Source organism: Paraburkholderia sp. BL10I2N1, assembly GCF_004361815.1.
Classification (GTDB): domain Bacteria; phylum Pseudomonadota; class Gammaproteobacteria; order Burkholderiales; family Burkholderiaceae; genus Paraburkholderia.
Window position 1 is genome coordinate 761652 of the sequence record NZ_SNWA01000001.1, and the last position, 14718, is coordinate 776369.

The following is a 14718-nucleotide window of genomic DNA, read 5'->3' on the forward strand; positions in this document are numbered from 1 at the left end:
AACCCATCGCGGATTAAGAGTGGCGCTGCGCAATGATAAAACGTAATACAAAAGCGATTTCGTTCGCGCACCGTGCAAGGTAAGAATGTCGCACTGCAGCAAGCATCAAACGGACCGGCCGGCTGGGAACGCCGCCTGGCGGGGAGGTATGACCTTGGGGGTCAGCGGAAGCTGATGAAAAATGTTTCAAATATGAAATAGTTGAGCCTTTTAAGGTCGCCGACGGACTAAGCCAGACAGTCAATTTGAAAACTGAGATAAGCTCAGATCCAAAATAAACCCGATAAAAATTGGTGCAAACCGAAAATAGTCAACCGGTATTAATGATCAACATCGAGACTGCGCCGGAGCGGCCGTTCCTCATGAACTCACCATCCATATCATCGATAGGCATTTGAAATGACATTGAAAATTGATGGTCATCTGAATATGCTTCCGTGAACAACAAAAACTGTTTCACTATTGATACAGCCCGAAAAATATATTCATCTTACGTATTTGTGCAAATGCATCATCTGCATATGTTCCCGCTTCATGGTCTGGCGTCTCTTGAGCGTGATTCGCAGTTTTGGTGCGGGCGCGTAGGCACAAATTCCTTTGTTTAGACAAACTAAACATCGGGCAAGGCAGCCCGGACACCGGCCTGAATGCCTCATGTCCAGGTTCAGGGAATGGCCGTTTTTGACGGCCGCGCCGGTCCACACTGCCGCCATTCGTCGAAATGCGCCACCTGATGTCAGACATTGGTGCATGAGCTGCTCGTCATGCACCGGAGACGTGCGGATGGGCACATTCGCACGTACTTTCCCGCCAGTACGGCGACCAACGCGTCCGCTGACGGCCGGTTCACACTGCGTCTGGTTGTGACCATGGTGTACGCCCCCCAGGACAGCCTGACGACTCGACCGCTTCCAACCTGCACCACCGTCACCCTCATCCTCAGGTTTTCCTGCCATCGGATGTCCGTACAAGACTCAGCACGCTCCCCACCCGTGGCGCCGCACTGGAGGGTTGTGCCCTGACTTCGCTGCCGCAGCTCTCCGATGATCCCAACGCGTTGGTGACGGTAACCATGACGGTCGCCAAGGCAAACGTCACGACACCCCTGGGTGCGTCGCCCAGCTGCCTTGTCCTGATGTGCAGAGAGTTAGGCGCAAATGTCTGGTGTCCCACAGACCCGCACCATGGCACGTGACGCTAGACTCGAATCATCACGGTGACCTCCCTGGTTCGCTCGTTGGAGTTGGCCCCGCTGCAGCGAACTTCTCTCTCTGAGCACAACCCCGAACCACCCCGCTTGCGGAGACGTCATGCCTGAACTTACCTGGTACTGGATGATCTTCGGCGGCATGCTTGGTTCCGCCGTCATGTTCCTGCTTGTGATAATGGGTCTGATAGGGCTCTTGTGGGAAGCGTCCGCTCAAATTGCCCATGACGATCATGAATGAGTGAACCCATGCTTGCCCGATCTGAATTTCTCGAAATCGTCCGCCTGACGCCGCTCGTGTCGATCGATCTGATCGTGGTTGACGATCGCGGACGCGTGTTGCTTGGACGCCGCGTCAACCGACCCGCGCGCGACACCTGGTTCGTGCCAGGTGGGCGTATCCACAAAGCTGAGTCGTTGAACTGCGCGTTCCGTCGCATCGTTCATGAGGAACTGGGCCTTGAACATGTTGACCATGGTGCAGCCCACTTTCAAGGCGTGTTCGAACATCACTACGACGACAACTTCGCTGGCGCTGCGGACATCTCGACACACTATGTGGTGCTCGGCTATGTGCTCCTGCTGAACAGATCAACGCCGATCGGTCGCTTCGAGCAACACAGCAATTATGTGTGGATGTCCCCGCCGGAGCTGCTGGCGTGTTCGGACGTGCATGAAAACACCAAGGCCTATTTCCGCCAGGGGCCTGTTTCTACCCGACAGTGAGTGCAGCGCGGGGATGCAGTGGCTGCCATCGTTTCGCCGCCGGGTAACGCGTCAGCGACGTCGCCAGATCACTGGCACTGCGCCGACGATGCGGGTCGGAGTGGTCGTGTCGGGATTGTCAGAGCGTTGCAGCAGCGTCCGACGCCAGGACGGGTCCCGCAGTCTGATGACCAGGACAACCTGATATGCGAGCTTTGAATACCAGGCCGCGCTCGGGCAGCATCACCTGGCTTTCAGCGTGAGTCGCAAGGGCAATTGCTGGGACACTCAGTGACGGAGCGGCTCTTCCCGACCCGGAAGATGCAGCGCGGTGGCAGCGTCGGCACACCAGCCACGAAAAGCGCAACGAGACCTCAGCCAGCAGATCGTCGCTTCTTGCAACGCCGTGCGTAGCGACATCGCCCGTCTCGATGCAATCACTGTTTCGCGCTCATTGACCCGTGTAGCCGACCGGCGCAATAACGTTGGCCTGCATCACCGAGGCGTTGGATGACACCACATAGACAGGCGATTCCGTCAGTGTGAGTTTCACCATGCCGTTCGTGTAAGCCATCGTGGTTGGATTCCCCATCATGTCGACTACCGTGACATTGCCACTAGTCCCGGGTGCGTCAACCGTCAGTGGATAGGATATGCTGTAGGTAGGGCTGTAGATACCTGCGGACGTCGGCCATACCGAATTGTTGTGCGTCCACATCGCGGTGATGACTTTGCCGCCCCCCAGCTGCTGGAAGACATAGCCATATACCATGGTCGGCAGTCCACGCAGGCGCCCAAGCGTCTGGGTGCCGTCGATGACGTGGGTCAATGCAGCCGCCGCCAGCGCCACGGGTTTCGGACTGATATTCGGCGACCCGGCCTCCCCCTGCGGGTGAGTGAGGTCAAAGAAGGTCCCCTCCCCTACCACGTCCGGAAAGTCTGAACCAAAGAAAAAGTACGTCACCTGCGCCCCTTCGCCCAGGATGATCAGATGGGCGCGCAGGGCGACCGCAGCCTGCCCGTACAGTTCATTCGCCGGCGGGTATGTGGGGCCGTAAGCTGCGCCAGCGTCGTAACTTATGCCTAGTTCGGTCGACCACAGCCGCATGTTCGGCTTGAACGACTGCATCTCTGCACGCAACGCGCGTATTTGTTGATCCAGCGCATTGGCCGCGTTGGCAGGGTCGGGATCGGTATCGTACTGCTCGGGAGGATGCGCAGGATACGTCCCGGCGTTGTAGTAGCTGTGAGTGGTGACGCCATCCAGATAATTGCCTAGTCCGAGCGGGACGTACGTTTGCAGATACCCTTGAGTGCATGCAGTCACGCAATGCGCGGGGAATACATTGGTCGTCCCCATGACCACGGCATTCGGATCCGTCGAGTGCAACCCCGTGTAAACCGCGGCATACATCGCAACGAAGTTCGCCGCGGAATCCGCCCACTGCGGCTCCCATGTCACCTGAAAATAGTCGTTTTGCTGGTTGGGGAAGTACGCCTTACGAATCGCTGCGGTGTCGGTTCCGACACGCGCCATATAGCCCTGGTAGTAGGACAGGTTGGTCGGCGCGTAGGCATCGTCCTGATATGCGCCGGTAGGGCTGGCCCATGCGGGTATGCCGTCCAGACGCAGCAGGCGCATGATCTGGCCGTTGGTGTAGAACGGATCGAGGTCCGACAGGGACGGTGTCCAGGTATTCGGTCCGTTGGGCTCCATCCAGGAAAGCTGTCGATTGTCGATGTTCTGCCAGATACCCAGATCCGTCAGCATGGGGCCGACATCGTTGAACCCCTGCATACCGAAACGGTGCTGCTCCAGATGAGCATAGGTGACAGCCGGAATGAAGGCAGATACGTTGGGCAGGATGCCGAACGTGGCGATCCCGGCAGGCCGCGTGCCGGCCTGTGGCAAAGTACCGCCTGCATGAGCCAGGGTCCCGGTAATGGCAAAATAGCCCGCCACGTTTGCCTTACACGACAACGTACTGGTTTGCACGCCGCTTGCGACCGGGAACGTGCCGCTGCCCTTGATATTGCCCAGCTGGTCCTGCATGGACCATGCGACGGTGTCGGCTGCGGGGGCGGCAGTAACGAATGACACATTGAATGCAGTGCCTTCGGCAAACAGTCGCGTACGGTCGCTACTTGGTGTATCGGCGGTGATCAGGCCATTTGCCGTCCCGCCAGATGCCACCGTCGGCGCAGAGCAGCTAATGGAACCCGCTGTCGTTGGAGGCGGTGAGGTCGTCGAAGATGACTGGATCCAGCAGGACTTCAAGACGCCGGGATCCGGATCCTCGCCGAAGGCCGCATTGCTGCAGCTGACGCTGTTGGTAAACGTCCTGGTCACGTTGTTTGCCGTTGTGCTGCCTCCATAGAGTACCTGCATCGTTCCGCTGAAGGAGCAGAGACCGTTCTCGGTCGCGCATTGCGTCCAGGCACCCGAAGCGGGCGGTGGCGTGGTCGTAGAGGTGCTGCCATACCAGCAACTTTTCTGATACCCATGGGCGGGATCCCGCTGGGAGACCACGCCATTCAAGCATTGAACACCATTTGTAAAGGGTCCATTGATGTCGTACATCAACGAAGGGGTCGTCGTGCCAAAAACAACCTGTTCAGTGCCGGTGAATGAGCAGAACTGCCCCTCAACTGCGCAATAGAGGTAGGTGACCCCATTGATCGTCAGGTTGCTCTGCGCACGGGCGGACCCGTTCAATGCGCTTACCAGGCAAAGTAGAAGTGCAAGACAGTGTCTCATTCCTGTGACTCCCGCAACGAGTTCGAATGGGTCGCGGGCTTCGGACGGAAGATTTCCCGCTTCACCTCAATCAGACAGGTAAGCCTGGAAGCTTTCTTTCACCTCAGGATGACGCAATGCGAAATCCACGGTGGCCTTGAGGTAGCCGATCTTGCTGCCGCAATCGAAGCGCTTGCCTCTGTAGCGATAAGCGAGAGCCTGCTCGTGCGCAAGCAGGGACTGAATCGCGTCGGTAAGCTGAATCTCGCCACCTGCACCAGGTTGGGTCATCCGAAGGTGATTGAAGATGCTTGGCGTCAGGATGTAGCGTCCCACAATGCCAAGGTTTGACGGCGCTCGCGCCGGCTCGGGCTTTTCGACGACGCCTGACATCCTGAACACCCGGTCGTCCCATGCCTTGCCTTCGACCACGCCATATGAGCGCGACTCTTCTGGCCGGATCTGCTCCACGCCGATCACCGAGCAATGGTAATGATCGAAGACCTCAATCATCTGGCCGAGGACCGGTGGCTGGCCGTCGATCAGATCGTCAGCCAGCACCACGGCGAAGGGCTCGCGGTTGATCAACTTTTCTGCGCACAGTACCGCGTGGCCGAGTCCCAAGGGCGCGGACTGGCGAACATAGAAGCAATCGACATGACTCGGCTTGATGCCACGCACAAGATCAAGCAGTTCGTTCTTGCCGCGCGCCAACAATTCCGCCTCGATCTCAAACGACTTGTCGAAGTGATCCTCGATGGCACGCTTGCCGCGACCGGTGACGAAGATCATTTCCGTGACGCCCGCCTCTATCGCCTCCTCCACCGCGTACTGGATCAAAGGTTTGTCAACGACAGGCAGCATCTCTTTCGGACTCGCCTTTGTCGCGGGAAGAAATCGTGTGCCCAGTCCAGCGACAGGAAATACTGCTTTGCGCACGCTTAGCATTTCACCCTCTGCTCTGTTCAGTCTGATTCAGATTCTTCAGGACTCGCGAGGCATGCCAACTCACTCAGCAACGTAAAGGCGTCATGAGGCCCGGGACCGGGCTTCGCGAGATACCCTTTGACCGTCGACGATAGCGCATCACTGGTCACCTTGCCTGCATTCCCGGATACGCATCTGCCCGCGTCAAGTACAGCGTATTCCTCACATGTCGAATACATCTGCCAACTGTTCGCTCTTTCCCGCCGGGTGCGAACGGGCGAACAGGTTCGCCGCGTATGATGAAACGAAAGGAGGAGAGAACCTCCATCCGACGGCATTCAACGGTACATCATCGTGACCTCGCCCATTCGGCGATCGTCGCGAGACCGCGCTCAAAAAGGCAGCAACGACGATGACACGCTGGATATCAGTGACGGATCTGGGTGACGCGGCACTGATGTTGCCGCTTGCGTTCGTGTGTGCCGTCTGGATATACGCATCGGACAGGTCGGCATCGGTGCGCTGGCTGCTGTCGCTTACGCTCGGCGCGTTGCTTGTAGGTGCGACCAAATTCCTGCACGCCGGATGCGGCATCGAGATTCCAGCTGTGCACTTCCGGGTGATCAGCGGACACGCAATGTTGTCCTCCGCTGTATGGACCGTGGTGATCGCGCTGCTGGTGGGAAGCGCGAACTCCAGATGGCACAGGGCCGGTGCCATGCTGGGCTTACTCCTCGCTGCAGCAATCGGCGTTGGGCGGGTCGTCGAGCACGCGCATACAACGATCGAAATCGTGCTCGGCTGGACGCTCGGCAGCGCCATTGCTCTCACCTTTCTCCGACGCTTTTTCAACGAGCCACGCTCAATGCCGCGCCCACTTGCGGCGGGTGCCGTGCTGCTTGCCATCTCATCGATCGCCTACGGGCACCACGCGCCATTCCAAAGAATCATCGTTCAATACTCGCCCAGTTTGTGCCGATGGCTGGAGTCTTGAACGGTTAGTCCGGTTACGGGTCGTCGGTTAAGCGGCGTGAATGTGGCTGGAGCCCGTGCACCGCGAAAAGCCGTTCAGGCCAGCGCCCAGCTAATCGCGGCCTGAGCATGCAGCGCGGTCGTATCAAATACGGGCAGCGTCACATCGTCCAGCCCGATCAATAGGGCGATCTCCGTGCAGCCGAGGATGATACCGCCAACGCCCCCGTGGCCCGCAGGCCATCGATGATCCGCTGGTATGCAACCCGGATGCGTCGCGCACGATTCCGTGGCACAACTCGTCTTAGATGATCCCGTGGACGAGCGCGCGCTCCGCTGCCTCTGGCACGACCACCTCGATGCCGTGCCGATCCTGCATGCGGCCGCGGGAGAACTCCTGCTCCATAATGAAGGCAGTGCCGAGCAGGCCCACGCGTCCAACGTGGGCACGGTGCCCGGGGTGGAGTCAGTGAATAGTCGTCTCGTCGTTCACAGGGAAATGAGCGGGTTCGACGGGCAGTAGTTGCACCGCGCTACCGAACCGACGCGCCCGAGGTTCCGGAACAGGAGAGCAGTGACCTCAAACTCCACGGGCGTCCGACCCAGTCCCCGGCTCCTAGAGATCGAGTACCAGCATCGGCGACTTCGAGCGCGAACAGCATGGCAGGAACTGGTCATTGGCACGTCGTTCGTCTTCGGTCAGGTAGACATCGCGGTGATCGGGCTCGCCCGACAAAACGCGCGTGAGACAGGTGCCGCATACGCCCTCCTCACACGAAGTAGCGACCATCACGCCTGCTTCGTCGAGCGCCTTGACCACCGTCTGCCCTGCTCCGATATCGACGATCCGTCCGCTCTTCGCGAGCCTGACCCGGAACGGACCGTCCGCATCTGCGTTGCCGCTCGCCGGCACGGCGGAGAAATATTCGCGGTGAACGTTCGTGTCGTTCCAGCCGAGCCGCCGCGCGTGGTCGAGCACGGCTTCGATGAAGCCGCCCGGGCCGCAGACGTACAGATGCTTGCCCGGCTCCGGGTCGCTCAACACCTTCGACAGGTCGATACGCTCAGCGAGCGGGGCGTTGTCAAAATACAGACGGGTGTGCGCCTTGAGATGCGGCTCGTCGAGGTGCTCGCGAAACGCGGTGCGTTCTGGCTCGCGCGTGCAGTAATGAAGTTCGAACGAAGCACCGGTACGCGCGAGACGCTCTGCCATGCAGAGAATCGGCGTCACGCCGATACCCCCGGCAAGAAGTATCGAATGCGTTGCGTCGGGTGACAGCGGAAAGTGATTCTTCGGCTCGCCGATCTCGATGAGCGTGCCCTCGGGCAACCCGTGCATCGCGGTTGAGCCGCCGCGCGATGCCGGCTCGAGCAGCACCCCGATCAGATACCGGTGCTGCTCGCCCGGACTGTTGCAGAGCGAATACTGGCGTATCAGTCCGTGACCGAGGTGTACGTCGATATGCGCCCCTGCGGAAAACGCCGGCAACGACGCGCCAGCGGGGTCGGCAAGTTCAAACGCACTGATGTTGTGCGCCACTTTGAATTTGCGCGTGATTCTGACTTTCATGAGCGGGCCACCTCCGCCGCGGCCTCGCGTTCCTGTTTGAGAAGCCGCTCGATCACCTTGCGCGACTGCACACCACCTGCGTCGATATTCAGGTTCATGATCCGGCGCGACGGATGCAGGAGCAGGTTGCGCTGTTGCGCTTCAAGGACTGCGAGGTCTTCGGAGAAAATCTTGCCCTGACCTTCACGGATCTTCGCGGTCAGCTCGTCGTCATGCGGCGCGAAGTTGCGCGCCATGCCCCAGAAGTACCAGATCGACGCGTCCGTCTCAGGCGTGATGAAATCGACGACGATGCTGCCCGCCTTGTGCTGCTTCGGCGCGTCGTAGCCGCCGTGCCCGGCGTGAGCCACACCGACTTCGATCAGTACATGGCTGGGTGGCGTGAAGCGGCAGATCTGCCAGCGATCGCACGGGACATCGTCGGCGAGTCCGTTGCCGCGTAGCGCGGTGGCCCAGAACGGGGGCGGCATGATGTTCTGCATATGACGGCTCGTGATTACGGAGTTGCCGTCGATGTGTGTTGCCGGCGGCGCTTCCTCGATCTCCGGTTGCCCGATACTGCTCGCATGGACGTAGGTCTCGTGCGTCAGGTCCATCAGGTTGTCGATCATCAAACGGTAATCGCAATTGATGTGGTAGAGGCCACCGCCATAGGCCCATTCGGAGTTCTCGGCCCACTCGAGATGGTGGATCTTCGACGGGTCGGCAAGCGCTTCCTCGCCGGGCCACACCCAGATGAAGCCGTAGCGTTCGACGGCCGGGTAGCGGCGGATCGCCGGGATGCCGCCGACCCTCTGTCCGGTCATGGCCGCGCATTTGCCGTTCGCGCCCATCACGAGACCGTGATAACCGCAGACCAGCTGGCCGTCGCGCACAAAGCCAAGCGAGAGCGCCGCGCCTCGATGCGGACAGAAATCCTCGACCGCGGCGACCTTGCCTTCGGGTCCACGGAAGAACACCATTTTTTCGCCGCAGATCGTGCGGCCGAGCGGCTTGCCGTCAATCTCGTCGGGCGTACAGGCTACATACCACGTGTTTTTCAGGTACATCGGCGTCTCCTGGGATGACTAACTGTATGAGCTTGAAATTGCGGCAGCGCGGCCCCGCTCACCCGCCCGCCAAAGGCGTGCGCCTTAACGACTGACAGGCAGGCGAATCAGCTTTCCGCCGGGAACCCGTTTCATCGCTTTCTGATTCTCCAGCGCGGCTCGCAGGTTCCGGTGGGCAATGCGCGCATGTTCGCGCATCAACGCCTCGGCGCGTGCGCCTTCGCGATTGCCAATTGCCTCGACGACTGCGCGGTGCTGCGCCTGTGCAATCAACAGCATTTCACGCGCGCTCGCATCGATCGACTGCACCATCACGAATGCGCTCGGCGAAGCGAATGGCATGGTCATCGCCTTGTCGATCTGACGCTCAATGACGCCGCTGCCGCACGCCGCTGCAAGCAACGCGTGCAGACGCCGGTTCGCATCGACGTAGGCCGAAAAAGTGTCGTCCGTCAGTTCGCCGGCGAGAATCGTGTCGATCTCGTCGACGCATTGGTGCAACTTCTTCAGGTGTGCAGGATCGACGCCGCGCTCTGCCGCCAGTCGGGCTGCAAGCCCCTCGAGCGTGCCACGCAGTTCGATCGAGTCGCCGATCTCGGTGACGGTAAACGAACGCACCGCGAAGCCCCCCGATGCAATCGGCTCGAGCAGCCCTTCATCCTGCAAACGAATCAGCGCGGCGCGCACCGGCGTGCGCGACACGCCCAGACGCTCGACCACCCATAGTTCGGAAATTCGGGCACCTGCCTGCAGATGGCCTTCCAGGATCAATTCGCGCAGACCGAGAAGCGCCCGTTCCGTTTGCGACGCGCTTCCCGGGACTTTGGCCCGATACATATCCGATGCTTCAGACTCTTTGCGGCTGGCGAGATCAGCCGTCGACGATTCGTCGACGGCGTGGGGCGCTTCGAGATTGGGAGTCGCGCCCGCGGGCAAACGGCTGTGGCTCATATCGTGGTCTGTGCAATGTACTTAACTTGATTGTATACATCACGACGACATTCTCAATTTAAATTCATCTTATTTGCGGGTATTCCCTAGGATTTCGTTCTATATTCCAATATCGATGTATACATCTTACGTGCACCCGAGTTCCCCGTCATACGTACGGCGCCCGCGACCACGCCCAATGCCGACGAAATCCCGCCGAAGAAGAGGGCAACCGATGCGCCATGCGGGCCGTAAATGTCGAACACTCCGGCCAGCGCCGCACCGATCGTCATGCCGACCATCCGCGACATGGTCATCAAGCCTGTGCCCCGTCCCCGAAGCAAAACTCATCGCAGGCTTTTGCAAAACCACATCAAAACACGCCTAAAGATTTTCAGATCACCACCGTTAACCCGTTCTGGCTCAGTCTCTCTTCGCGATCTGAATCCATGATGCCGAGCACATACAATTTCTGGCTGGTCCTCGTGTCGCTTGCAGTCGCCACGCTGGCATCCTATACGGCGCTCGATCTTGCCAGTCGCATTTCGCTTCTGACCGGCTCGCGCCTGCGGCACGCCTGGCTTGGAGGCGGCGCGACAGCCATGGGCGTCGGCATCTGGGCGATGCACTTTATCGGCATGCTGGCGTTCTCGCTGCCGATTTCGCTCGGCTATGACGCTGGCATTACCGGCTACTCGCTCGCCATCGCGATCGTCGTTTCGTACTTCGCGCTGCACATCACGGCACGTGCAGTACTGACACCCGTACGCCTCGTGAGCGGCGGGATCCTGATGGGCTTCGGGATCTCAGGCATGCATTACACGGGCATGGCCGCAATGCGGATGGAACCGGGCATCCAGTACGACCCGGTCCTGTTCGTCGCGTCGATCGGGATTGCGGTCGTCGCGTCGATCGCGGCGCTATGGATCACCCACACGTTGCGCGACATCTCGCAGCGCCGCCTGATGACCAAGCGGATCGGGGCCGCCACGGTGATGGGCATCGCCATCACTGGCATGCACTACACAGGCATGGGCGCGGCCGGATTCCTGCCCGGCTCGGTCTGCGGCGCGGCGAATGGCATCAGCGTCCAGTGGCTCGCGACGACCGTCGTCCTGCTTACGTTCACGATCCTGATCGGCACGCTGATGCTGTCACGCTTCGACGCGCGGACGACCTTTCTGGCGGGTTCGGTGGCGAACCTGAACGGCCAGATCATCCGCCTCGCGACCTTCGACACGCTGACCGACCTGCCCAACCGCCGCACCTTGACCGAGAAGATGGAACGTGCGATCCATGTGGCCCGGCAGACCGGAAACATGTTCGCCATCCTGTTCATGGATCTGGACGGCTTCAAGACGATCAACGATTCGCTCGGGCACCCGGTCGGCGACGAAGTTCTCAAGGCATTCGCGCGAAGACTGCAGCAATGCGTACGCGGCGGCGACACGGTCGCGCGGCTCGGCGGCGACGAGTTCGTGGTGCTGGCCGAAAACCTGACATCGGCGGAGGAGGCCGGGCAGATGGCGGAAGCTGTCCTCGACCGGATGCGCAAAGGTGTGTGGCGTGATAACCAGCCACTCCAGGTGATGCCGAGCATCGGCATTTCGGTTTTCCCGCAGGATGGCGAAACCGTCGATGCGTTGCTGAAGAACGCCGACGCCGCCATGTACGAAGCCAAACGCGGCGGACGCAGCACGTATCGCTTCTTCGAACCGGAAATGAACGCCGCCGCGAGCCGCACCTTGCAGATCCAGCATGTACTGCATGAAGCGCTGGTCGCCGGCTATTTCTCGCTGCTCTTCCAGCCGAAGTTTCGTGGCAACAGTGGCGAGCTGGCCGGTGCTGAAGCGCTCATCAGGTTGAGCCATCCTGAGCTCGGCACGCTCGCACCGATTGACTTCATTCCGATCGCCGAGCGCTCCGGCCAGATCGTCCAGATCGGCTACTGGGTCGTGCGCGAAACATGCCGGCAGATCCAGCGCTGGAAGCACGACGGCCTGCCCTTGATGAAGGTGGCGATCAACCTGTCGCCGCGTCAATTGTCGCAACCGGATCTCGTCACGTCGATGCTGGAGATCCTCAAGGAAGAGCAGGTTGCGTGCGAACAACTGATGTTCGAAATCACCGAATCGGTAGCAATGCAGGATGCGCCCAAAACGATCGAGATGATCGAGGCCTTCCACGAAAACGGTTTCGAAATCTCGATCGACGACTTCGGCACCGGCTATTCGAGCCTCGCCTATCTGCAACGGTTTCGCGTCAAGCAACTGAAGATCGACCGCTTCTTCACGAATGGCCTCGATGAGAACGGTCACGAAGGCAGCGCCATCGTTTCCGCGATCATCGCGCTCGCACATTCGCTGGAAATGGACGTCGTTGCCGAAGGCGTCGAAACCACAACGCAACTCGACAAGCTCAAGGCACTCATGTGCGATGAGATGCAGGGCTACCTGCTCGGGAAGCCGCTGACAGCCGACGCGTTCGGCGCATTCCTCCAGCAGCGGATGGTGGCTTGAGCGGATAACGGCGCTGGCCGGCGCGCCCTTTGGCGCATCCGCGAGAAACCGACAGGCCGGCGGACGACTGAAAACAGCGAACGCACGCTCGCCTGCTTCAGGAATGATCCTTGCGCAGCCGCGTACTGTCGCCTATAACTTCCGAAGATATTGTCTCCGTGGTCTGGCCCGCAGTCCTCTCGTCGGGCAGGTTTTTTTGCGTCGCCCAGCAAGCGTTAGCTATCTTCAACAAGACGCCGTAGAAGCAGACTCGATGGTATGCGGCGTCCGACCCGCTCACCGGTCACGCAGTACTTCATCCACGCCGCGCATCGGTCGAGTGGTCGAATCGAATCAGGCCGTTCAACGCAACCGACTCAAGCGAGGAAACCGTGGATCTCGAAACCGTACGCACATTCATCATGACCCGGGGCGTCGACATCGGCACCAAGGTGCTCGGAGCCATCGTCCTGTGGATTGTCGGGCGCTGGATCATCGGCCTCATCACTGGCCTCCTGCGCAAGGTCCTGGCCCGCGGCGGGCGCGTCGATCCGACACTCGCCCACTACCTCGGCTCGATTCTCGGCGGCTTGCTGAACCTGCTGCTCATCCTCGCGATACTGGAGGTGTTCGGCGTACAGACCACGTCGTTCGCCGCACTGCTCGCCGGCCTCGGCCTCGCAATCGGCACCGCATGGGGCGGGCTGCTCGCCCACTTCGCGGCAGGCATCTTCATGCAGGTCCTGCGGCCATTCAAGGTCGGCGACTTCGTGACTGCCGGCGGTGTGACGGGTACGGTGGAGGAACTCGGCCTGTTCGGCACAACGATCGTGACACCCGACAACGTGACGACCATCGTCGGCAACAACAAGATCTTCTCCGATACGATCTCGAACTACAGCGCGTTGCCGGTGCGCCGCGTCGAGCTGACAGCGAAGATCGCCAACGGCGTCGACCCGATCGATGCGGCGAACCGGCTGAAAGCGGCTGTCACAAAGATTCCGAATGTTGCGGAAACTCCGGCGCCGGATATCGAGGTGCTGTCGTTCACGCCGGAAGGGCCGCTGCTCTGCGTGCGCCCGTATGCGAGCAACAAGCACTACTGGCAGGTCTACTTCGACACCAATCGCGCGATTGTCGAAACCTTCAGGGAAGCCGGCTATCCGACGCCAGAGACACCGCTCGTGCGCCGCGCGGCTGGCTAGGCGGACTCAGGCTGCGTTGGGATCGAATTCAGGCTGAACATCCAAAACGAAAAACGGCGCCGCGAGATAGTCGCGACGCCGTTTTCTTTTGGCATCAAACCCTGGCCAGCGAGTACGTGCGTTACTGGTTGTTCGGCTTGCGCGCCGTCTCCTCAGGCGTCCCCTTGCGCATCATTTTCCACAAGGCGCCAAATACCACCGGCACGATTGCCGCGCCGATGCCGACCAGCACAATCACATTCAGGTATTGACGGATGAACGGAATGTTGCCGAAGAAGTAGCCGAGCAGCACGAGCAGCAGCACCCAGAACAGCGCACCGAAGACGTTGAAGAACTGGAAGCGCTTCAGGGTCATCTGCGACGCCCCTGCAACGAAAGGCGCGAACGTCCGCACGACCGGAATGAAACGCGCGAGCACGATGGTCTTGCCGCCGTGCCTCTCGTAGAAGTTATGGGTCTTCTGCAGCGCCGTGCGGTCGAGAAACCGTTCCAGCACGGGTATGTGCGTGTTAAACACCTTCGGTCCGATCATCCTGCCGATCATGTAGTTGACCGTGTTGCCGGTCACCGCTGCGAGGAACAGCAGCACGATCAGGAGTGGCAGGCTCATTTCGCCGGTCGCACAGAACGCGCCGCCGATAAAGAGCAGCGAATCGCCCGGCAGAAACGGCATGATGACGAGCCCGGTCTCGGCGAATACGATCAGGAACAGCACCGCGTACACCCAGGCGCCGTACTGATGGATGAAGACTCCGAGAAACGTGTCTATGTGCAAGACAAGATTGGCAAACTGCAGCAGGGTATCCAAGTGCGTCCCTTATAAGCGTATTGGGTATCTGGCCGGCTTCGGCCTCGTTAAGCTGGAAATTGACCGCGCCATGATACCGAAAGTGCCCCTTAAAGATAAAAAAGTTCGGC

At 60.0% G+C, this 14718-nt stretch carries 13 protein-coding genes; 5 read left to right on the forward strand and 8 right to left on the reverse strand.

Going from position 1 to position 14718, the window contains the following annotated elements; genetic code table 11:
• Positions 1–1310 precede the first annotated feature (1310 nt).
• Complete coding sequence (locus tag B0G77_RS43070) at positions 1311–1448, forward strand: hypothetical protein (RefSeq protein ID WP_166656116.1); 138 nt, start codon at positions 1311–1313, stop codon at positions 1446–1448.
• Positions 1449–1456: 8 nt separating this feature from the next.
• Positions 1457–1933 carry a GDP-mannose mannosyl hydrolase gene (locus B0G77_RS03575; protein WP_133660869.1) on the forward strand — a complete coding sequence of 159 codons (477 nt, stop codon included), beginning with the start codon at positions 1457–1459 and terminating at the stop codon, positions 1931–1933.
• Between the two features lie 430 nt (positions 1934–2363).
• Here the strand turns inward: B0G77_RS03575 and B0G77_RS03580 are convergent, their stop codons facing one another.
• Positions 2364–4628, reverse strand: coding sequence for a hypothetical protein (locus B0G77_RS03580; RefSeq protein ID WP_243750928.1), 2265 nt, complete (start codon positions 4626–4628; stop codon positions 2364–2366).
• A 108-nt stretch (positions 4629–4736) separates the two neighbouring features.
• The gene (galU, locus tag B0G77_RS03585; protein WP_133660870.1) at positions 4737–5597 is read right to left on the reverse strand and encodes a UTP--glucose-1-phosphate uridylyltransferase GalU; all 861 of its coding nucleotides are present in this window, start codon (positions 5595–5597) and stop codon (positions 4737–4739) included.
• Between the two features lie 391 nt (positions 5598–5988).
• Here galU and B0G77_RS03590 point away from each other — a divergent pair, with 391 nt between their 5' ends.
• Positions 5989–6570, forward strand: a complete 582-nt coding sequence (locus B0G77_RS03590; RefSeq protein ID WP_133660871.1) for a phosphatase PAP2 family protein — start codon at positions 5989–5991, stop codon at positions 6568–6570.
• A gap of 282 nt (positions 6571–6852) precedes the next feature.
• Here the strand turns inward: B0G77_RS03590 and B0G77_RS45515 are convergent, their stop codons facing one another.
• The 5 genes from B0G77_RS45515 to B0G77_RS03615 all read right to left on the reverse strand — a co-directional run bounded on the left by B0G77_RS45515 (position 6853) and on the right by B0G77_RS03615 (position 10408).
• Complete coding sequence (locus B0G77_RS45515; protein WP_347814153.1) at positions 6853–6981, reverse strand: hypothetical protein; 129 nt, start codon at positions 6979–6981, stop codon at positions 6853–6855.
• A gap of 183 nt (positions 6982–7164) precedes the next feature.
• Positions 7165–8118, reverse strand: a complete 954-nt coding sequence (locus B0G77_RS03600; protein ID WP_133660872.1) for a PDR/VanB family oxidoreductase — start codon at positions 8116–8118, stop codon at positions 7165–7167.
• The gene (locus B0G77_RS03605) at positions 8115–9167 is read right to left on the reverse strand and encodes an aromatic ring-hydroxylating dioxygenase subunit alpha (protein ID WP_133660873.1); all 1053 of its coding nucleotides are present in this window, start codon (positions 9165–9167) and stop codon (positions 8115–8117) included. The genes B0G77_RS03600 and B0G77_RS03605 overlap by 4 nt, the downstream gene beginning before the upstream one ends.
• 84 nt (positions 9168–9251) lie before the next feature.
• A complete protein-coding gene (locus B0G77_RS03610; RefSeq protein ID WP_133664030.1) occupies positions 9252–10004 on the reverse strand; it encodes a GntR family transcriptional regulator in 753 nt (250 codons plus the stop codon).
• Between the two features lie 200 nt (positions 10005–10204).
• A complete protein-coding gene (locus B0G77_RS03615; protein ID WP_133660874.1) occupies positions 10205–10408 on the reverse strand; it encodes a hypothetical protein in 204 nt (67 codons plus the stop codon).
• A 141-nt stretch (positions 10409–10549) separates the two neighbouring features.
• On the opposite strand from B0G77_RS03615, the gene B0G77_RS03620 reads away from it, so the two are divergent.
• Both B0G77_RS03620 and B0G77_RS03625 read left to right on the forward strand, forming a co-directional pair.
• Complete coding sequence (locus B0G77_RS03620; RefSeq protein ID WP_133660875.1) at positions 10550–12616, forward strand: EAL domain-containing protein; 2067 nt, start codon at positions 10550–10552, stop codon at positions 12614–12616.
• A gap of 371 nt (positions 12617–12987) precedes the next feature.
• On the forward strand, positions 12988–13800 hold the full coding sequence (locus B0G77_RS03625; RefSeq protein WP_133660876.1) for a mechanosensitive ion channel family protein: 813 nt from the start codon (positions 12988–12990) through the stop codon (positions 13798–13800).
• 121 nt (positions 13801–13921) lie between these two features.
• On the opposite strand, the gene B0G77_RS03630 is transcribed toward B0G77_RS03625, so the two are convergent.
• A complete protein-coding gene (locus tag B0G77_RS03630; protein WP_133660877.1) occupies positions 13922–14608 on the reverse strand; it encodes a VTT domain-containing protein in 687 nt (228 codons plus the stop codon).
• Positions 14609–14718 lie beyond the last annotated feature (110 nt).

Excerpts from the sequence above, each read along its gene's own strand:
- B0G77_RS43070 (WP_166656116.1), top strand. The coding sequence starts at position 1,311 with ATGCCTGAACTTACCTGGTACTGGATGATCTTCGGCGGCATGCTTGGT.
- B0G77_RS03600 (WP_133660872.1), bottom strand. The coding sequence starts at position 8,118 with ATGAAAGTCAGAATCACGCGCAAATTCAAAGTGGCGCACAACATCAGT.
- B0G77_RS03610 (WP_133664030.1), bottom strand. The coding sequence starts at position 10,004 with ATGTATCGGGCCAAAGTCCCGGGAAGCGCGTCGCAAACGGAACGGGCG.
- B0G77_RS03620 (WP_133660875.1), top strand. The coding sequence starts at position 10,550 with ATGCCGAGCACATACAATTTCTGGCTGGTCCTCGTGTCGCTTGCAGTC.
- galU (WP_133660870.1), bottom strand. The coding sequence starts at position 5,597 with ATGCTAAGCGTGCGCAAAGCAGTATTTCCTGTCGCTGGACTGGGCACA.
- B0G77_RS03575 (WP_133660869.1), top strand. The coding sequence starts at position 1,457 with ATGCTTGCCCGATCTGAATTTCTCGAAATCGTCCGCCTGACGCCGCTC.
- B0G77_RS03615 (WP_133660874.1), bottom strand. The coding sequence starts at position 10,408 with ATGTCGCGGATGGTCGGCATGACGATCGGTGCGGCGCTGGCCGGAGTG.
- B0G77_RS03605 (WP_133660873.1), bottom strand. The coding sequence starts at position 9,167 with ATGTACCTGAAAAACACGTGGTATGTAGCCTGTACGCCCGACGAGATT.
- B0G77_RS03590 (WP_133660871.1), top strand. The coding sequence starts at position 5,989 with ATGACACGCTGGATATCAGTGACGGATCTGGGTGACGCGGCACTGATG.